A 20538-nucleotide genomic window follows, 5' to 3' on the forward strand; every position below is an offset into this window, starting at 1 on the left:
AAGCTCGATAAGTAGAGCGGGCAATTCCCTACCCTACCCTACGGGAACCCCTACGGGGAACGGGAAACCCTGCGGGGAAAGGGATAGCTTCGCTTCACGCTCTTTTTTCTTTAACCTTGTGTTTCTTCCTCAGTAAAGATAGGAGGCCACAATTCCGAAACGGGCAATTCCCAACCGGGAAAAAGTTCTGCTACTGTTAAGATATCGCCATTTCCTAAAACAGTCGGTTCACCTGTAGAGCGATAAACAGTCACTGTTTCTTCATCAGGATCGATCAGAATTCCGACGGTCGCACCCAATTCTATAAACTTCAAAACCTTGGTTTCTATAGGCTTAATGCGATCGCTCTGAGATTTAATCTCAACCACCAAATCCGGGACAAGTTCTCCAAAATAACGCGGACTTTGGCGCAAGCGGGCGGCGCGCACAAAAGAAACATCCGGTGCTTTGACATTCGTATCCGGCATGATGAAACCGCCTGCAGAGTCAAAGACTCTCCCCAAGCGACGGGGATAAACCCAGTTACCCAGCAAGCGAATCAAAATACTGCTGATTTCACTGGATACGATGTCTGATGGCCCCACAATGGAAAGTCTCCCGTCTTCTAGTTCAATTTTGTAATCTAAACCCGCTTCGGAAAAAAGTTTTTGAACTTGGTTTAAATCTTTGAGTGTCATCGCTGACATAAGAATTTTCTCCTATTCCGATCTGAGCTTTGATTTTAACACAAGTCAAATTTCTGAATATTTGAGGAATTCAGGCTGTATTCGTACAAATCATCAATCAAGCTGAATTGAGAAAAGCGATCGCACGGGATAAAGAAACTTGAGTTATGGGATGAGCGATCGTTCTTATCCAAAAACATTTATTTCTAAAATAGTCGAGATATACCTATCCAGAGTTCTCCTCCGACTCCGCCTTGTGAAGCGGCGGTAATTTCATCATTCGATAAGAACTTAAAAGCTGATATCTGCTTATATAGGGCGGCACATATTCCCATTATTTAATAATACGTCAAGTAGCAGAAAAAAGCAAGGGGCGAGATTAAAAAAGATTAATGCCTAATGGCTAATTCCCAATGCCCAATGCCAAAGTTTTGTTACAATACAAGTGAGTTTAGAAAAATTTAGAGAGAAGTTTATGAGCAGCCTTATATCGGTACAAACGCTAATTGAATATATAGAAGCTTTGCCAGCCCAAGAGCAAACTTTACTATTTGAGGAGCTTTTCAGGCGAAACATAATCAAGCAGCGTCAGGAAAACAATACAGCAGCACTGAAGGCCTCTATCATGGCAGAAAGAGAAAAGCCGCACCAGGAAAACACCAAGCAGACAGTCAAGACAAAAACACTCTTAACAGGTAACGCTACCTGCGACATTCGCGCAGCCGATCGCACTAACTTTGGGGGCAACCTCGACAGCTCAACTGCTCACATAATCATTAAAAACGAATCAGACAGAACAGTCAGTGCAGCGTTGCTGGGATGGCCCGAATGTAAAGCTTTTGGCGAGACGCGATCGCAAGCACTGCAAAACCTTCACGATTTAGTAAATGCCCAGCTAGCCGAAGCTGAAATCGTCTCTGTCAAACTCACGAATAGTCGATCGAACAATCCTTGGGTGAGGTTAGCTGGTAAATATGAAAACGATCCGCAATACGATGAGGTATTGGCACACATAGAAGAATATCGCCGCGAACTCGATGCAGAAACTGAAGCTTATTACAGTCAAATTGACGCTGCGGTTGAGACCAAATGAGCCGATACATACTTGATACGGATTGTTTCTCCCTTTGGCAACAGAATCATCCAATGATGGTGCAGCAGGTCGAGGTTAACGCAGAAAACCTTGCTGTAACTATCGTAACAGTAGAGGAAGTAATTCGCGGCAGGTTCAAGGTTATTAAAAACGCTTCTGAACCTTCGCAAGCGGACAAATTAGTATTGGCTTACACCAGGTTATGGGATACATTAGATGATTTCAAAAATCTCAACATTCTGAAATTTGACCAGAATGCTTTCACTATTTATACTGAGTTCCGCCGTCAAAGAATACGCATCGGCACGCAAGATTTGCGAATTGCTGCTATTGTACTTGCTAATAATGCTATCCTCGTTACACGCAACTACCGAGATTTTTCGCAAGTGCCTGATTTAGTGCAGGAAGACTGGACAATTCAACCTTAAAAGCAAGCGCGATTGCTAATCGTAGGGTGCGTCGCAATCAAATTTTTCGCGATGATTGGAAACTCTGCGAGGCGACGCACCTTACATTTAAAAGCCGATTTATGCTTATATGACGGCACGGATTTGCATTATTTAATAATACGTCAAGTAGCAGAAAAAAGCAAGGGGCGAACTCAAAAAAAATCCCGCCCCAGCTTCAATTCAAAACTACCTTTGATCCCAAGCCTTAGCCGCATCAGCCACAGCTTGGTCTACCGACTTCTCCCCCAACATTGCCGCCTGCAAATTGTCATAAATCGCCTTTTGCAGCTTCTTAACATCCTTCAAAGGCGGAATCAATAGCTCGGCGGAACTCAACCCAGAAGCACTAATAACCCGAGCTCGATCGGCTGCAGGCGCATCAGCAGGAACGCTCTTAAAATAACCGTCCTTCAAAGCCTCAACTGTAGAAGGCAAAACATTAGCAGCCTTAGCAAAAGCCAACTGATTTTGAGAATTAGTCACGTACAGAGCAAACTTGACAGCATCATCAGGGCGCTTGCTGTCGCGGGGCACAACCAAATTCATCACCGCCACACTCTTCTTGCCGGTTTCCCCCGTAATTTGAGGCGCAGCAGCCGAAACAGCACCAATACTCGGAGCATTCTCAGAAATCGCCTTCAAAAACTGAGGTCCCGAAGCTAACAAAGTAGTTTCCCCGGCTTGATAAAGCTCGATCGCCCTGCGATGTCCCTGCACCAAAACATCCTGCGGCAAAAGTCCGTCTTTGTACAAATCTACCCAATACTGAAAAACAGCTTTCCCCTTAGCTGTATTAAAAGCAGCCTTGCCTTTAGCGTCAACCAAAGGCACACCCATCTGCACGAAAGATTGCAAAACTTCCGCCGAATCTTCCGGCACAAAAGTCACAAAAAAAGCAAACTTACCAGTCTTCTCCTTCACCTGCTTGGCAACAGTGGCTAACTCGGCATAAGTAGCAGGAGGCTTAGCAATTCCAGCCTTCTTCAACAACTCCGTATTGTAAATTGTCACCCCAGTCGTGAGATACCAAGGAATGCCAAAACTCTTGCCGTCGAGTACACTAGCTTTCCAGATATTTGGGAGATAGAGCGATCGAACTTGCTGCGGAATTCGAGAATCCAAATCCAGCCAAGCATTGCGTCCCGCCAACAGCGCAGCAAAATCGGGATTCAGGTTCACCACATCCGGCGCATTTTTCGCCGAAACCGCCCCCAAAATCTTGCTTTCCATAGCAGACCAAGGAACGTCCACCCAACGCACCTTCACCCCCGGATTTTGGGCTTCAAAACCGGCGATCGTCTTGTTGAAATACTCAGTAAACTGAGGTTGAAGCTGCATAGTCCAGAACTCGATTTCCTGCGTATTATTTGCCTGGGAATTCACAGCCGGTTTGCTGCAACTCACCACCGCAGCCAGCAGCAGCCCCACCAGCCCAAAAACAGCAAACAGTTGCCAAGATTTACGTTTCATAGAATAAAAATTGAGAGTTATGGGAATCGTCAGACAAAAAAAGCGTGAAGCGCAGCTATCTTCCCGCAGGGGTTCCCGTAGGGTAGGGTAGGGAATCGCCCGAATCAAGCGCGATGAGTCAGTAACAGAGTTTTGTACCTGGGCACGGCGAGCGAAATAGTCTGTTTTTGTGCAGAATCGGCAGGTTTTCGGTCGATCGAGCAGGAATTTATTGACATTCGCAGCAGAATAGCTATTGTCAAGTAAATTGGATAGCATAAAATCGGAACTAGCGATCGCGCAACACAGACGGATCTGCGCAGAAGAAGGCGGGATACCGAGATTACAGCACTCTTTCGGCAGTTGGAAACCAACCCTCCAACACGCCGGCGCGCTGAATCAGGCTGGCCAACTACAAAAGAAAAAAATAGCAATTACCGGCGACCCAATCACATGGTTAACTTTTTCAAAGGTCTACTTTCCCAACGCCAGCCAGGAATCGGGATCGAAATAGCCCCAGACCGCATCAACATCATTCAGCTCGAAAAAAAAGCCCAGGCATTAAAATTAGGCATCCTAGCCTCAACAGAAGTTCCAGAAGACTACATACAAGAAGGACAAATAGTAGATCCGCCGGGAATGGCAGAACTAATACGTACCGTCCTCGCCGAAAACAAAATTAAAGCCAAGCGAGTAGCAACAGCCATTCCCGGCCGCGAAGCCGTCATCCGCCTCATCCCAGTTCCCGCAGAGCTCAACGAAGAAGAACTGCGGGATTACATGAACGCAGAAGCAGGACTGTACTTGCCGTTTCCCAGAGAAGACGCCGACGTAGACTATCAAAAAATCGGCCTATTTGTAGATGACGACGGCGTAGAAAAAGTGCAGGTCGTGTTAGTAGCAACCCGCAGAGAAGTTACCGACACATACATCGAAACTTTTAAAGAAGCCGGACTGGTTATAGACGTGCTAGAAGTGACCAGCTTTGCCCTGATCCGCACCCTCAAAGAACAACTGCAACAATTTTCCTCCCAAGAAGCCGCCGTCCTGACCGACATAGAATTTGACAGTACCGAGTTAGCTATAGTAGTGGACGGCATACCTCAGTTCAACCGTACCATCCCGATCGGCACCTACCAAATCCAGACCGCCCTCAACCAAGCCATGAACCTGCCGCCAAACAGAGACACCAGCGAACTGCAAGGCATGACCCTGCCAGTCACAGATACAATGGGCGCGTCCGGAGACGCCAATCCCGGCACAAATGCGATGATTAAAGTATTGGGAGAACTAGCAGACGAACTGCGCCGCTCAGTAGACTTTTACCTCAACCAGAGCGAAGAACTCGAAGTAGCGCAACTGCTGCTAGCAGGCCCGGGAGCTGCGATCGGCAAACTAGACGAATTTTTTATGCAAAGATTAAGCTTGCCCGCATCTCAAGTAGATCCCATAGAAACCCTAGGACTCGAAATCAGCGAAGAAATTACCCCAGAACAGCGAGCAGGTTTAGGAGTCGCCCTAGGTTTAGGACTGAGGGAGGTTATGTGACCTAACAGTTTTTGATAGAAAAACCGATTTGAGAATTTTAGGTAAAAGCCCATTCCGAAAGAAGAAAGCAGAAGGCAGAAGGTAGAATATTGGAGGTAGAAGGTAGAAGGTAAAAGGTAAAATATCGGAGGTAGAAGCAGCCGCTTCCTTCAGTAGAAGGCAGAAAGTTGTTTCTTTCTTCCCTAAATAAATCCTTCACTTTTACCGGCAATCTTGCGCTGTGTCTAAAATCTAAAATTTCAAATTAAAATCTCTAGCAACAGCCAAGACGGTGAGGAAGTTCTTAATTTCCCAAACCCTTGCGGAAAATTGCTTCTTCCTTCCCTACTAGATAACTAAAGCCTTCCTTCCTTCTCTCGCGACGATAACTAAAGCCTTCTCCCTTCTTCCTTCTGCTATAAAATCGAGTGAAGCCATGTACAGCCTAGATATTAATTTTCTCAACGACCGCCCGGACTACAAACCAGTCGCAGCAGCCAAAAGCTCAGCTAAAAAAAGTTCCGGTGGAGCCAAAGACCAACTCCCATTAATTGGGGCGCTGCTGTTTGCCTTCGGCATCAACGCCGCAGTCATGGGCGCTTGGTGGTGGGCGACTAACGAAAATACCAACTTGGCCACAGAACAAGCAACCATCGACCAAGAACTGGCAAAGTTAAACACTCAAGCCAACGCCATCAAAGCCATCAACGCCGAAACCGACAAAGTTACCGCCGAATACAAAGCATTAGCCGGAGTATTCGACCAAATTAAACCTTGGTCGGCAATGCTGCAAGACCTCAGTGTCCGCACTCCCGCCGGAGTGCAAATTTCCAAAATCGAGCAAATCGACCCCAGTCCCTCCCCCGTTGCAGCACCTCCCCCGCCCGCAGCAACTCCCGCCGCCTCCCCGGGAGCGAGTCCATCTCCGGGGGCGAGTCCGTCCCCAGCCAGCCCTACCCCGGTTGCCACTCCCACTCCTGTCGTCGCGCCCCAGGCAGCAAAAGTACAAATTTCAGGGATAGCCAGTACCTTTGCTCAAGTTAACGACTTTATGCTGCTAGTCCAGCGCTCTCCTTTCTTCCTCAACACCGACACCAGACTGGTAACGGCTACATTAAAAAACAACCCCACACAATTACAAGTGCGCAACCCAAACGCAGGAGCAGCAGAACTTCCCAAACTGCGGCCGGTGGTGGAATATAAAATTGAAACGACGCTCAGCCCGACGGGGGCCTCCGAGTTGCTCCCCGAATTGCGGAGCAAGCAAGCAGACGGGCTAGCAATACGGATAGAAACACTTCAAGAAAAAGGAGTGCTAGAACCACAAAAAGGAGAAGTGAAACAACCATGACAGCAGCAAATGAGTTTATTCCCAGCGGCGGCAAAGCAGAAGAGACAGGGACTCAGGAAATATTCGGCATTAAGCTGACGCCCCAAGTCCAAGCAATAGGCATCGCGGTACTTGGCTTCGGAATTGCCGGCTACCTCGTCTACCAGTTCGTACTGCCCGAATTCCAAAAAAGCGGCGAATTCAAGCAAAAAATTACCGAAAGCAGGCAAACGCAACTGCAATTGCAAACTCTAATTCAAAAAAAGGCAGAAGCAGAAGCAAAGCAAGAAGAAGCAAAACAGCGCCGGGCTAACGTGACGGCAATGTTTGCTAGCGACACGGGCGTTACCACGCTGCTGTTTGACATGACCCAACTGGTTAATAGAATCAACGCCGGCGTGCAAGGGGACGACCTCAAGGCTAAAATTACCAAATTTGAGCCGGACATCCCGCCAGCAGCAGCAACCGCTGCGCCGGGCACTGTAGACCCTGATATTCTCAGGGATACGTCCTTCGGGCCGTCCCTGGCTGGCAAGCTCAGACGCAAAAAATTTAAGGTAGAGTTTGAAGGCACTTTCGCTCAAACCCGCAATTTTATGCGTAACTTGGAGTTGATGCAGTCGCTGTTAGTAGTGAGGAATTTGAAATCTGAATTGCTAGTATCAACTCAGGCACTTCAAGTTGACTTCTTGAAAGGGAAAATAATCCCTGTGGATCAGCCGCAAACTAAAATTAAAACTGCTTTTGACTTGCACGCACTGCTGCCGTTAAAGCAAGAAGAAAAACCGCCAACTCCGGCTCCGAGTCCTGGTGCTAAGTAGCGGTATTTGGGCGGATATTAGCTATGGTTCCAAAAAAGTCGCTTTTTTAGCACTTATCTAAAAGGAACTTATGTAGAAGGTAGAAGGTAGAAGAGACAAGGTTGAATCAAAAAATATTATGAAAGCCAGAAAAAGTTATTTTAGATGGCAATCAAAAATTATAGTTTCTGCCGAATTTAATTCTAACTTCTCCCTTCAAAAAAGGCTCGATTAGAGAATCTTTCAGTCAGTTTAGCAGCTAGCGACAAAAGGCTGCGAACAACAAATACAAATTTTAGTTGAGGAGAGAACGTGAAACAGCATCTACGGTTAAGTGGAGGACTCTTATGCAGCGTTGCAGGAGTTCTGATCGCCCAAGCCCCCGTCTTGGCAGCGCCGACTCAAGTCACAGGAGTGCAAGTAAGTCAAGGAAATAATGGGGTAAATATTGTCCTGGCGACAGAAAAGGGCGATCGCCCGCAAGTTTTCGCCATCAATAACGGCAATACTTACCAAGCCACAATTATCAACACCCAGCTCCGCTTGCCCGAAGGCAACAGCTTCCGTCAAGATAACCCCGCTCCGGGAATTTCTTCAGTAGAAATCAGCCAGGTAGAAGCTAACAGCATCCGCGTTGTAGTAGCTGGCACCAACGGAGTTCCCAACGGACAAATTGTTCCGGGACAAGGCCAAAGCATCGTCCTCAGCGTTGCCGGACAGGGCGGTACAGTACAGTCAGCCCAAACTGCACCGCCGCCGCCTCCGGGACTGCCGCTGAGCCAAACAGCTCCCCCGCCGGCTCCCCCAGTCCGCACCTCGCAAAACCCAGGCGTGCTGCTGCCAAATCCCGAAGTTACTGTTACCAGAAACGATCGCCCCCCCCTCCCCAGCGAAATACAATCCCAGACCAATCAGGCTGCGCCTTTCCAACCGCGGGCAGTTGCTCCGCCCTTGGGAGATATCGCAGTGTCTAACATCGCCCCCGGGGCGGGAAATATTGAACTGAGTTCGGGAGAACGCATCCCCCGCTTGGTGCTGCGGGATGCCCCAGTCCGGGACGTTTTAGCTCTGCTGGCCCGCGCTGCTGGCTTGAACATTGCTTTTACAGGTGGCGGAGCCCCTGCTCAACCGGGCCAGCCCGCAGTGCCCGGTCAGCCGGGAGCCTCCGGCTCAGATGAAGGGCCAAAGATTTCTTTGGACATCGAAAATGAGTCGGTACAAGATGTCTTTAATTACGTGCTGCGGCTCAGCGGGCTGCAAGCTAACCGCCAGGGGCGGACGATTTTTGTCGGTACTAGCTTGCCGATCGACTCGCGCAATATTATCATTCGGACTTTGCGGCTCAATCAAGTTCGGTCTACGGATGCAGCTAACTTTTTGAGCGCTCAAGGCGCGGAAACTCAACTGCCGATTACTCGGGTGACTATTCAAAGCGTGGGCCAGGGAAATGCGGCGCGGGATGTGGAAATTCGGGAACCCGACATTAAGGCGATCGGCGCTAGGGAAGGCACGGGGCCGCTGCTGCTGAGGGGACTGTCGGTGCTGGCGGATTCTCGGCTCAATTCCATCACTTTGGTGGGAGATCCGCGCAAAGTTGACATGGCTGTGGCTTTCTTGACACAGCTAGATTTGCGCCGCCGTCAAGTGGCTGTCAACGTCAAGGTGATCGATATCAACTTGGTGGGAAACAACATAACTAACAGCAGTTTCTCTTTCGGAATTAATAATAATTTCTTCGTCAATGACAATGGGGCGGCAAGTCTCAATTTTGGCGGCATCAATCCGCCCAGTGGGACTGCCCTTGACGGGATCAACGGTCGACCGATCGTCCCCAACCCGCTAGGAACCCCGGATGTTTTCTACGATGCGAACGGCCGGCGTATAGTGCCGTTTACAGGTCAAGGTCTCCAAGGCCCCGCCAAAGGTGTGTTCCTCCAGCCGACAGCCCCAGTTACTAATGACCCCACGCGAGTTGGAATTACGGATTATGAGCCTGGATCGACGACAGGCTCAGGAAGTGCAGAGTTCGGCTTGTTCCCGCTGTTCCAGTATCCGAGGAGGTTCCTGTCGGCGTTGCGGGCAACTATTACCAGCAACAATGCCAAAATCCTGACCGATCCGACTCTGGTTGTCCAAGAAGGAGAAACGGCGAATGTGAATATTACTGATGAGGTGATAACTAACATCACGTCGCAAACGCAGACTACCGGAAATACAAGTACCCAAACGGTGACGGCCGTCAAAGACAGGGCTGGTTTGCAGTTGGGGGTGGCGATCGATCGGGTTGACGATAATGGTTTTGTCTCTCTGCGGGTGAACCCGATTATCAGGACACCCACTGGCAACCCTAGACAGCTTTCGACTGGCGCGAACACCAATGAGATCACGCTGCTGGGCGAGCGATCGTTGCAATCCGGGCTAATTCGCCTGCGGGACGGTCAGACTTTGATTGTTTCGGGGATTATCCGCGATGAAGAACGGGTTCAAGCGAACAAGATTCCGATTTTGGGAGATTTGCCGATTATCGGTTCGCTGTTCAGGAGCACCAATAAGACCAACCAGCGGGCGGAGTTGATTGTATTGCTGACACCGCAGATTTTGGACGACAGCGATCGATCGAACTTTGGCTACCAAAACAACATTAGTCCCGACGCCCGCCAACTGTTGCAGCGCGGTCAGCCCGTCCAACCGAGGCAGTAGGAAGGAAGGAAACAGGCATTAATGTCAACTTTCCACGCTCTTGCCCCTGAGTCCGACAGTCCGACAGTCCGACAGGGGTTGAAACCCCTGTCTCACAGCTAAAGTCCTCTTGCATAGGACTAAAGAACTCATTAGTCCTATGCAAGAGGACTATCAATCACTCTTTCAGTCGTCTGAAGACGACTTCAGCTATGAGACAGGGGCTTCAGTCCCTGGCAGGTTTCGGGAGAATGAAACACCCCTGTCCCACCGGGGAAAGAAAGAGGGGAAACAAAGAAGGAAGAAGGAAAAAATTTTTCCTTTAGCCCTTGACAAATGACATTTTATTCTTTCTATTTCTCCTTTTTTTGCTCTGAAATCCACCTAGGCGAGAAATCTTCTCTCCAAGGTGGTATTTTTTTACGTAAATTTTGGGATTAATTAAAAAAATTGTCCAAATCCATATAAATTAAAGGTTCCACCGATCCATAACGGTCGGCAAGACTTTAGAATAATGCAGTGAAAATTAGATGCTGTGAGGTTTTCAGCAATTAGAAACAAAAATTCCTTTTCTGACCAATTACCCTAGAGTAATTGGTATTCAGCAGGAGTTTTTAATTGGGGAAGCGGACAGGAGCCATAGGGAACAACCGAAACCTCCCAAGCCACACCCCAATTCAGTTGATAACTCACAGCTAATAATTGAAATCTGTTTGACGTATTTTGCAAACCCAGAAGGAGTGCGCAATGAACAAAGGTGAATTGGTTGATGCAGTGGCAGAAAAGGCTAGTGTCACTAAAAAACAGGCAGATGCCGTGTTGAGTGCAGCCTTAGAAGCAATCATGGAAGCTGTCTCCGATGGCGATAAGGTGACGTTGGTCGGTTTTGGCTCGTTTGAGTCGCGGGAACGCAAGGCCCGCGAGGGTCGCAATCCCAAAACTGGCGACAAGATGGAAATCCCGGCAACCAGAGTTCCTGCATTTTCCGCAGGGAAGTTGTTTAAGGACAGAGTTGCACCGCCGAAAAACGCTGAATAGCTGGCGAACTGAGCCTTGATTAGACCTGTACACGGTGGTAATTTAACTTGGGCAGCCGCACTGGCAGGCTGCCCTCCCTCTGCTATTCTCGATTTTTCTGCGAGTATCAATCCTTTGGGCCCTCCTGAGTCTGCCCTGGATGCAATTCAAGCACACTTGAGCAGTCTGACGGCTTACCCAGACCCGGATTATGGAGATCTGAGGACTGCTTTGGGGGAGGCATTTAATGTTGACCCGGATTGGATTTTGCCGGGGAATGGTTCGGCGGAATTGTTGACTTGGGCGGCTTGGGATTTGTCGAAGCTGGAGGCGACTTATTTGGTGACTCCGGCTTTTGGGGATTACTGGCGGGCTCTTTCGGCTTTCGGGGCGCAGGTGCTCAAATGTCCTTTGGATCTTCAATCTTGCACTATTGTCAAGAACGGGCAAGATGCCCATGAAGCGAGAGAGGAATTTTCTCGCTTCACAGGCATCTTGCCTGTTCCTAAACAAGTAATTGAGAATGGTGCAACATCTCAGTTGGATCGGAAATCGCTGGACGGGGAGGCTGGAAGCGGGTTAGTAAGGGATGATTTGTCGGTTTCTAACCGTTCCCTTGTCTCCCCTTGTTTGCGTCTCCCGGTGCCTCTTGCTCTCGATGCCCGTCGACGAGGTTTGCTGCTGAACAACCCGCACAATCCTACGGGTTTGCTGGTTGGTCGATCGACCATTGTGCCTTATTTGGAGCAGTTGGGTCTGGTGGTGGTAGATGAGGCCTTTATGGACTTTCTGCCACCGGAACAACAGGAGAGTTCGATCGATGCTGTTGAGGAGTTTCCAAATTTGGTGATTTTACGATCGCTCACTAAATTCTATTCTCTGCCGGGACTGCGGTTGGGCTGCGCCATCGCCCATCCCGATATCCTCCGCCGCTGGCAGTTGCAGCGCGATCCATGGCCTGTGAATGCTTTGGCTGCTGCTGCTGCTGCTGCTGCTGTGCGAGATACTGTTTTTGAGCGGCAAACCTGGGATTGGCTGCCTGTTGCTCGCCGAGAGCTGTTTGAGGGTTTGGCTAATTTGCCGGGTTTGCAGCCTTTTTCAGGGGCGGCTAATTTCTTGTTGGTTGAGTCGTCGGTGTCCGTTTCTTCAATTCAAAAAAGTTTGTTGGAACGACACCGGATTCTGATTCGAGATTGTTTGAGTTTTCCTGAGTTGGGCGATCGGTTTTTTCGGGTGGCTGTGCGCTCAAGGGCTGACAATTTGCGGCTGATTGCTGGACTTGCTGAAGTCATTAGTCGTTAGCTGACGGTTGACGGTTGACTGTTGACGGTTGACGGTTGACGGTTGACTGTTGACTGTTGATTGTTAACAAACAATAAAAGTTGACAAACCGATTTTATTGGTCGTTTGAGCGGACATCCCCAAGAAACCCGGTTTCTATGATAAATCTTGCGTTTTGTAGCGAAGTATCTAGGAAGAAACCGGGTTTCTGACCCAGCGCGCGGATCGTCCTAAACTACTAACTAATGACTGATGACTGCTGACTGCTGACTGATGACTGCTGACTGCTGACTAATGACTACTGACTTCTTTATTTATGCTTGATTATGATTTAGTGATTATTGGTGGAACTGCTGCCGGACGCTATGCAGCTTTGACTGCAACTGGTTTCCGGGCTCGCGTTGCTTTGGTGGAACCCCTCAGTAATTTGCAAGATTTGCCGACCGGGGGGAAAGAGTCGATCGACCTTGGTTTGAGATACAGCCAAACTTTGAGCGAGGCTGCTCGTTTTGCCCAGCAGATCTGCCGCCAGCAATTGGGGGTTCGCTGGGAAGCGGCTAATTCGTCCCTGCCGATCAAATTGCGGTTTGACGGGGTTCTCAAGTGGGCCGAGGGTGTTGTTTCTAATCTGTCAGAAATTGATTCTCTCGGCGTTTTGGCTGCTCGCGGTGTCGATGTTATTTCCGGCAGCGGCGAGTTTGTTGCCAAACCGGATTTGGCTTTTGTTGTCGGCGGCAGGAAATTGCGATCGCTCTGTTATTTGCTGGCTTGTCCAACTCTGCCGACGATTCCCAATATAGAAGGACTTTCTTCTGCTGGCTTTTTTACTTCCGAAACTGTCGGGGAATTAGCAAAACTTCCCGAGTTGCCTAAAAGTTTGGCTGTAATCGGTGCCGATCCCAGCGGTGTCGAAGTGGCTCAAACTTTTGCTCGATTAGGGGTTGCTGTTACGCTTGTGGTGAAGGGTTCGCACATTTTGACGAAAGAAGACCGAGAGGCTGCTGGCTTGGTTCAAGCTGCAATGGAAGCTCAAGGAGTGCGGATTCTGACTGCTACTGAGGTGACTCAAGCTAGGGAGATTGAGGGTAAAAAGTGGATTCAAGCTGGGTCTAGGGCGATCGAAGCTGAGGAGATTTTTCTGGCTGCAGGTAGAGGACACAATTTTTCATCGTTAAATCTCGAAGCGGCTAGGGTTAAATTCAGCGATCGGGGGGTGATTTTAAATGAAAAGCTGCAAACAACTAATCGCCGCATTTATGCGATCGGCGATGTTGCTGGGGGTTATCCGTTCCCTCACATCGCTAATTGCGAAGCTGCGGTTGCTGTGAAAAATGCTTTGTTTTTGCCGCTGTTTCAAATAGATTATCGCGGGATTCCTTGGGCTATTTTTTCCGATCCGCAATTGGCGAGGGTTGGCTTGACTGAAGCGCAAGCAAGGCGCAGGTTTGGAGACGATCTCATTGTTTGTCGGGAATATTTTAAGAATGTTGAAAGAGCTCAAATGTGCGGCGAGACAACTGGTTTTTGTAAGATTGTCGGGCGTCGCAACGGAGAAATTTTGGGAGCGAGTATTGTGGGGCCGCAAGCTGCTGAGTTGATTCACGCGATCGCTTTGGCTGTGCGTCACGGGATGAAGGTTGAGGCGATCGGCGAACTTCCTTATATTTGGTCGAGTTTTTCGGCAATTAACGGTCAAACTGCTGCTGCTTGGGAGTCGCAGCGCTTGGGCAGCAACACTTTTATGCAAAATTTGTGGGAGAATTTGTTTCACTGGCGCAGGTATTGGAAGTAAAAAAATCAAAGGGGTAATTGGTAATTGTAAGTATGTGAGCGGCAAAATATAATTGACTTGGGCTAGTTCCATAGTCTGCTTATGAATTTTGCCATTAAATGCCTGATTCACTTATGATATTGGCGCAGCTTGTTTTGGCATCTGGACAAATACAGCGTATTCCAGGTTTATGAAGTACACCCCAGAAACCGGGTTTCTTTAAAGTTCTCGCATCATGATTGATTCTGTTGCTAGAAACCCGGTTTCTCGCGATCTACATTTACATGGGATATGCTGTAATTCGGCTGGCGAGCTCATGAATTCCGAATCCCAATTTATCCCAAATCTGACACACAAACTCAATTTCTTATGCTTCCCGCTTGAAATTCCGCTCCGCCCGAATTGTACTAATGACATTAAATTCTTACCTAAACTAGACATTAAGATTTAATAGGCGATCGCATTCAAGCATCGGTTTTAAAAATACTCTTAATTACCTGATTAGCCCCTTAAATTCCTGTTCTATCAACTGCTGGCTTTCAATCAGCCTTAGCCTTCTTCATCTTCTACTTAGTCTTAACTCAACTATAAACATCTCTTGCATAAAAAATTCAAGTATTGTTTTAAACTTGCGCTTTCATAAGTTGAGCCACAAAGTATATTAAGAAAAATGTAATTCACTGAATACCACAGCAGAGCGAGCCAAAATAGTAGATAGTAACTCTCAGAAGCTTCTGGTTTGACAGAAGCAATAGGAATACGTAGATATGACTGAAATCACAAAACTTTTCCTAGGATATCACATTAACGAGCAAATATACGCCGGAAATCGAACTCTAGTTTATCGCGGCATTCGGTGTTCAAACGGGCAACCCGTCGCGATCAAACTGCTGCGAAATGACTTTCCCAGCTTCAACGAACTGGTTCACTTCCGCAACCAGTACGTCATTGCTAAAAACTTAAATATCCCCGGCATTGTCAAGGCATACAGCCTGGAGAGCTATCATAACCGCTATGCTCTGGTGATGGAAGACTTTGGCGGAATTTCCTTAAGTAGCTACCTCTCAAGTATTGCATCCGCGAGCGAGGAACATCTAGAAGGCTTGCCCGTTAACGAGTTTTTTCCCGTGGCGATTCAAATAGCCAGCGCCCTGGACGGACTTCATCGCCACCGAGTCATCCATAAAGACCTCAAGCCCGCCAACATTCTAATTAACCCCACCAGCAAAGAAGTCAAGCTGATTGATTTGAGTATCGCTTCCCTGCTGCCGCGCGAAACTCAAGAAATTCAAAATCCCAACGTCCTCGAAGGCACATTACCCTACATATCTCCCGAACAAACTGGGCGGATGAACCGAGGCATTGATTACCGCACAGATTTCTACTCGCTAGGAGTAACATTCTACGAATTACTAACAGGAAAATTACCATTCCAAACAGACGATCCAATGGATTTGGTACACTGCCACCTCGCCAAACAACCGCTGGCAGCCTCAAAAGTTAACAGTAGCGTTCCATTGGTGCTGTCTCTTATTATCAGCAAACTGATGGCGAAGAATGCTGAAGACCGCTATCAAAGCGCCCTGGGACTCAAGTACGACTTAGAAACTTGCTTGTACCAGTTGAAACAGACAGGAAAAATCGTTAACTTTGATTTAGGGCAGCGAGATTTGTGCGATCGCTTCATCATCCCCGAAAAATTGTACGGTAGAGAAAGCGAAGTATTCTCGTTGCTAGCCGCCTTTGACCGGGTGAGTGCAGGCAACACAGAAATGATGCTCGTTTCGGGTTTCTCCGGGATTGGTAAAACCGCCGTCGTCAACGAAGTTCACAAACCTATAGTGCGGCAGCGCGGCTACTTTATTAAAGGCAAATTCGACCAATTTCAACGCAATCTTCCCTTCTGGGCATTTGTCCAAGCTTTTCGCGATTTAATTGGGCACTTGCTATCGGAAACAGATGCCAAAGTCGAGCAGTGGAAATCGGAAATTTTGGCAGCTTTGGGCGATAGCGCTGGGGCGATTGTGGAAGTAATTCCCGAATTAGAAAGAATTATTGGACAGCAACCGCCAGTCCCAGAACTTGCTGGCAGTGCCGCTCAAAATCGCTTCAATTTGTTGTTTGAGAAATTCATTCAAGTCTTCACAACAAAAGAACATCCCCTGGTTATATTTTTAGACGATTTGCAATGGGCAGATGGGGCATCGTTGAAGTTGATGCAACTGCTAATGAGCGATATAGATAAACGCTATCTTTTCCTAATAGGAGCTTATCGGGATAACGAAGTTTTTCCAGCCCACCCGTTGATGCTGACGTTAGCGGAGATTCAAAAAAATGAAGCAAAGGTGAATACAATTACCTTAGCGCCGCTCGATCGCTCTGATGTAAATTCTCTGGTTGCCGATACTCTTAATTGTTCTAAAGCGTTAGCAGCACCACTGACAGAATTAGTTGCTCAGAAAACTAAAGGCAATCCATTTTTTGTCACGCAATTTCTTAAATCTTTACACGAAGATGGACTGATTGAATTTAACTTTGATTCCCGCTATTGGCAATGCGATATTGCCAGAGTGCGATCGCTAGCAATCACCGATGATGTGGTTGAGTTTGTGGCGCTTGGGTTGCAAAAGTTGCCAGCCCAGACACAGGAAGTCTTGAAGTTAGCAGCCTGTATTGGCAATCAGTTCGATTTAGGGACATTGGCAATTGTTGATGAAAAATCTCCAGTAGAAACCGCATCCGCTTTATGGAAGGCACTGCAAGAAGGACTGATTTTACCAATTAGTGAAATTTATAAGTTTTATCAAGCAGAGGGTCATGGGGAATCGGTAATTAGCAATGGTAAATGTGACCAATTAGCAATTACTAATGACCAGTTAGCGAAATACAAGTTTTTGCATGACCGAGTGCAACAAGCTGCCTATTCCCTGATTCCCTCAGACCAAAAGCGATCGACTCACTTAAAAATCGGTCAACTGTTATTAAAGAATACGCCATCAGCCGATCGAGAAGAAAGAATCTTCGATATTGTCAACCACTTAAATGTGGGAGCAGAATTAATTACTGAACAGGCAGAACGCCATGAATTAGCCCAATTAAATTTGGTTGCTGGAAAGAAAGCTAAAGCTTCAACAGCCTACGCTGCTGCTACTGAATATTTGAACTCCGGAAGGGAATTACTGACAACTAATAGCTGGGAGAGTCAGTATCAACTCACTTTGGCGCTGCATGAAGAAGCAGCAGAAGCTGCATATCTGAACGGCGATTTTGAAGGAATGCAGAAATTGGCTGATTTAGTATTGCAACAAGCTATATCGTTACTGGACAAAGTGAAGGTGTACGAAGTCCAGATTCTAGCTTATATGGCTCAGAACAAACTGCTAGAAGCAGTTAATACGGGGCTGCAAGTCTTAAAGCTGTTGGGAGTAGAATTTCCTTCCTCGCCAAACCCATCTGATATTGGGCAAGCACTAGGGGAAACTGCGTCAATTTTGAGTGGAACGCGAATGGAAGACTTAATCGATCTTCCTCAGATGACCGATCCTCATCAACTAGCAACTATAAGAATTCTGTCAAGCATATTTTCTCCTTGCTACTTTGGAGTTCCTTCACTGGTGCCTTTAGTAGTTTGCAAACAGATCGATTTATCCGTTCAATATGGCAATGCTTCTGTGTCTCCCTTTGCTTATGCCGTATATAGTTTGCTTCTCGGCGGAGTTGTAGGAGATATAGATTCAAGCTATCAGTTCGGTCAATTAGCTTTAAGTCTGGTATCAAAGTTGAATGCTAAAGAAATTGCAACTAAGACGTGCCACGCGGTAAATGCTGGTGTTCTACATTGGAACGAACACCTCAGAAATACTTTAGAACCTTTGCTGTCAGCTTTCTCTACTGGGCTGGAAACAGGAGAGTTAGAATATGCTGGCTATGCCATCATGGCGTACAGCTACTACTCGTATTTTCTTGGCAACGAACTGACCTTTGTTGAGCGAGAGATAGCAACTTACTGGGAGGCAATTCTTAAAATTAAGCAAGAAACATCGCTGCACTATCAGGAAATTTGGTGGCAATCCGTCTTAAACATGATGGGAAAAAACCAAAATCCATGTCTTCTTAAAGGAGAAGCATACGACGAAGAAAAAATGCTGCCACTTCATCAGCGTAACAACGACCAGATGGCACTTCTTTACTTTTATGTGAACAAAGTTGTGCTTTGTTATGCGTTTGAAAATTACTCGCAAGCACTGTTTAATCTTAATCAAGCAGAAAATTATTTAGATGCAGCAACAGGACAGTTCATTATTGCCATCTTCTATTTCTACGATTCTCTAGTGAGATTGGCGGTGTATTCTGAGACTCCAGAGTCAGAACAACAGGAACTTCTCGACCGAGTACAAGCTAATCAAGAAAAAATCAAAAAATGGGCGCATCATGCCCCCATGAATCACCTGCATAAATTCTATTTAGTAGAGGCCCAACGGCATCGGGTTTTAAACCAAAAAATAGAAGCGATCGAGATGTACGACAAGGCGATCGCCCTCGCTAAAGAAAACGAGTACATCAATGAAGAAGCACTAGCTCACGAACTCGCAGCCAAATTCTACTTAGAATGGGGCAAAGAAAAACTCGCCCAACCTTATCTAATTGATGCTTACTATGCCTACGCCAAGTGGGGAGCCAAAGCAAAAGTTGACCATCTAGAACAGCGCTATCCCCAATTACTGGCTCCCATCCTGCAACCGGATCGAAGTCGCCAGAATCCGACCGAAACAACTCACACCTCCAGCAGTGAATCATCCCTATCTAACAGAGATAGAACACTTGTCGGTAGCACCAGCAGTTGGGGGGTAGTAGATTTGCCGACAGTTATCAAAGCTTCTCAAGCTCTCTCTAGTGAAATAGAACTAGAGCAATTGCTGACTACTTTGATGCAAGTAGTAGTGCAAAATGCCGGAGCACAAAGCGGAGTATTAATTTTGAAGGAAGAGGGAAACTGGAGGGTAAACGTCCACTGCACAAACGGTCAAGACTGCCTTCTGCGATCGATTCCGGTGGAGGAGAGCGAAGTAATTCCTCTAACCCTAATTAACTACGTCAAACGTACAAAAGAAACCCTAGTTTTTGATGATGCTAGCACTCAACCAAGATTTGCATCTGACCCCTACCTGATCCAACACCAAGCTCAGAGCCTGCTTTGCACTCCGATCGGCGAGCGAGGCAAAATGATGGGGATTTTGTATTTAGAAAATAATTTAGCAACAGGGGTATTCACGGGCGATCGCGTCGCCATCCTCAACATCCTGTGCTCGCAAGCTGCAATTTCCTTACAGAACGCCCGACTGTATCAACAATCTCAGGAATATGCCCAAAAACTAGAGCAGTCTATCCAGGATCTCAAACAGATGCAGTTGCAATTGGTACAGGGTGAGAAGATGTCTGCTCTCGGCAATTTAGTCGCAGGGGTAGCCCACGAAATTAACAATCCCGTAGGCTTTATCGCCGGCAACTTGCAACCGGCTCAAGAATACCTACAAGATTTGTTCGAGCTAATCGATGTATATCAAGATAGTTTTCCCAAGCCAGGAGCTAAAGTTGAAGAAAAAATTGAGGATATAGACTTAGAATATTTGCGAGAAGATTTGCCCAAATTGATTGGCTCGATGCAGGAAGGAGTCGAGCGCATCCGCAATATCAGTACGAGTTTGAGAACGTTTTCGAGGGCAGATAGCGATCGACCAGTTTCTTTCAATATTCACGACGGACTCGAAAGCACTCTGTTAATTCTCAAGCACCGTTTAAAAGCCAGCGAGTTCCGCCCCGCCATTGAAGTAGTGAAAGAGTACGGTAAATTGCCCCTAGTCAAATGCTTTCCGGGACAGTTGAACCAGGTATTTATGAACGTACTGGCAAATGCCATTGACGCTCTGGAGGAGTCAAATAAAGGGCGCAGTTTTCAGGAAATTAAAGCTCTACCCAATAAAATCACGGTTCACACGGCTCTGAGCGAATCCAAAAATCAGGTTGTGATTCGGATTAAGGATAATGGAGTGGGGATGTCGAACGAAGTCAAGGAAAACATCTTTAACCACTTATTCACCACCAAGTCTGTGGGTCAAGGAACCGGATTGGGATTGTCTATAGCCCGCCAAATTATTGTGGAAAAACATGGAGGTACATTAGTGGTGAATTCCTCCCTCGGGCTGGGTTCGGAGTTCGTGATTTCTATTCCGGCGTGAGCAGTTCGCAGTAGGTCTTTAGCGCAATTAGCGCCGCCTCGCAATTACAAGCCACGTTATTAGAAGAAACAGGAAACGGGGCACGGGGAACGAGCAACAAGCTAGGGGTTTTCGTGCTAGGAACTAGCAACCTATGGACTAGGGAAACAAATAATCTAGACTAATTTCCGTATCCTCCGCCCGCACCTTATTCGTGATTGAGACAGCGGTTTGCAACCGCCCGCTTTACCAACTCTATTCC

General features: G+C 47.3%; 12 protein-coding genes. 10 read left to right on the forward strand and 2 right to left on the reverse strand.

The features are described from left to right. Positions 1–110: 110 nt before the first annotated feature. The gene (locus tag QUA80_RS10305; protein WP_333423813.1) at positions 111–686 is read right to left on the reverse strand and encodes a Uma2 family endonuclease; all 576 of its coding nucleotides are present in this window, start codon (positions 684–686) and stop codon (positions 111–113) included. 454 nt (positions 687–1140) lie between these two features. Here QUA80_RS10305 and QUA80_RS10310 point away from each other — a divergent pair, with 454 nt between their 5' ends. Further along, the gene (locus tag QUA80_RS10310; protein WP_333423815.1) at positions 1141–1758 is read left to right on the forward strand and encodes a hypothetical protein; all 618 of its coding nucleotides are present in this window, start codon (positions 1141–1143) and stop codon (positions 1756–1758) included. After that, complete coding sequence (locus QUA80_RS10315; protein WP_333423817.1) at positions 1755–2186, forward strand: type II toxin-antitoxin system VapC family toxin; 432 nt, start codon at positions 1755–1757, stop codon at positions 2184–2186. The genes QUA80_RS10310 and QUA80_RS10315 overlap by 4 nt, the downstream gene beginning before the upstream one ends. Positions 2187–2393: 207 nt before the next feature. On the opposite strand, the gene QUA80_RS10320 is transcribed toward QUA80_RS10315, so the two are convergent. Then, complete coding sequence (locus QUA80_RS10320) at positions 2394–3677, reverse strand: sugar ABC transporter substrate-binding protein (protein ID WP_333423906.1); 1284 nt, start codon at positions 3675–3677, stop codon at positions 2394–2396. Between the two features lie 432 nt (positions 3678–4109). Here QUA80_RS10320 and pilM point away from each other — a divergent pair, with 432 nt between their 5' ends. The 8 genes from pilM to QUA80_RS10360 all read left to right on the forward strand — a co-directional run bounded on the left by pilM (position 4110) and on the right by QUA80_RS10360 (position 20297). After that, complete coding sequence (gene pilM / locus QUA80_RS10325; protein ID WP_333423819.1) at positions 4110–5204, forward strand: type IV pilus assembly protein PilM; 1095 nt, start codon at positions 4110–4112, stop codon at positions 5202–5204. A gap of 415 nt (positions 5205–5619) precedes the next feature. Beyond that, on the forward strand, positions 5620–6534 hold the full coding sequence (locus QUA80_RS10330) for a PilN domain-containing protein (RefSeq protein ID WP_333423821.1): 915 nt from the start codon (positions 5620–5622) through the stop codon (positions 6532–6534). Beyond that, a complete protein-coding gene (locus tag QUA80_RS10335; RefSeq protein ID WP_333423823.1) occupies positions 6531–7334 on the forward strand; it encodes a pilus assembly protein PilO in 804 nt (267 codons plus the stop codon). Before QUA80_RS10330 ends, QUA80_RS10335 begins: the two co-directional genes overlap by 4 nt. 291 nt (positions 7335–7625) lie before the next feature. Continuing rightward, a complete protein-coding gene (locus QUA80_RS10340; RefSeq protein ID WP_333423825.1) occupies positions 7626–10013 on the forward strand; it encodes an AMIN domain-containing protein in 2388 nt (795 codons plus the stop codon). A 702-nt stretch (positions 10014–10715) separates the two neighbouring features. After that, positions 10716–11030, forward strand: coding sequence for an HU family DNA-binding protein (locus QUA80_RS10345; RefSeq protein WP_333423827.1), 315 nt, complete (start codon positions 10716–10718; stop codon positions 11028–11030). 15 nt (positions 11031–11045) lie between these two features. Next, a complete protein-coding gene (locus QUA80_RS10350; RefSeq protein ID WP_333423829.1) occupies positions 11046–12311 on the forward strand; it encodes a threonine-phosphate decarboxylase in 1266 nt (421 codons plus the stop codon). Between the two features lie 295 nt (positions 12312–12606). Continuing rightward, complete coding sequence (locus QUA80_RS10355) at positions 12607–14082, forward strand: NAD(P)/FAD-dependent oxidoreductase (protein ID WP_333423831.1); 1476 nt, start codon at positions 12607–12609, stop codon at positions 14080–14082. A 746-nt stretch (positions 14083–14828) separates the two neighbouring features. Next, the gene (locus tag QUA80_RS10360; protein WP_333423833.1) at positions 14829–20297 is read left to right on the forward strand and encodes an AAA family ATPase; all 5469 of its coding nucleotides are present in this window, start codon (positions 14829–14831) and stop codon (positions 20295–20297) included. Positions 20298–20538 lie beyond the last annotated feature (241 nt).

The organism is Microcoleus sp. F4-D5 (genome assembly GCF_036704885.1).
Classification (GTDB): domain Bacteria; phylum Cyanobacteriota; class Cyanobacteriia; order Cyanobacteriales; family Microcoleaceae; genus Microcoleus.

Excerpts from the sequence above, each read along its gene's own strand:
- QUA80_RS10320 (WP_333423906.1), bottom strand. The coding sequence starts at position 3,677 with ATGAAACGTAAATCTTGGCAACTGTTTGCTGTTTTTGGGCTGGTGGGG.
- QUA80_RS10355 (WP_333423831.1), top strand. The coding sequence starts at position 12,607 with ATGCTTGATTATGATTTAGTGATTATTGGTGGAACTGCTGCCGGACGC.
- QUA80_RS10305 (WP_333423813.1), bottom strand. The coding sequence starts at position 686 with ATGTCAGCGATGACACTCAAAGATTTAAACCAAGTTCAAAAACTTTTT.
- QUA80_RS10310 (WP_333423815.1), top strand. The coding sequence starts at position 1,141 with ATGAGCAGCCTTATATCGGTACAAACGCTAATTGAATATATAGAAGCT.
- QUA80_RS10315 (WP_333423817.1), top strand. The coding sequence starts at position 1,755 with ATGAGCCGATACATACTTGATACGGATTGTTTCTCCCTTTGGCAACAG.
- QUA80_RS10360 (WP_333423833.1), top strand. The coding sequence starts at position 14,829 with ATGACTGAAATCACAAAACTTTTCCTAGGATATCACATTAACGAGCAA.
- pilM (WP_333423819.1), top strand. The coding sequence starts at position 4,110 with ATGGTTAACTTTTTCAAAGGTCTACTTTCCCAACGCCAGCCAGGAATC.
- QUA80_RS10335 (WP_333423823.1), top strand. The coding sequence starts at position 6,531 with ATGACAGCAGCAAATGAGTTTATTCCCAGCGGCGGCAAAGCAGAAGAG.
- QUA80_RS10330 (WP_333423821.1), top strand. The coding sequence starts at position 5,620 with ATGTACAGCCTAGATATTAATTTTCTCAACGACCGCCCGGACTACAAA.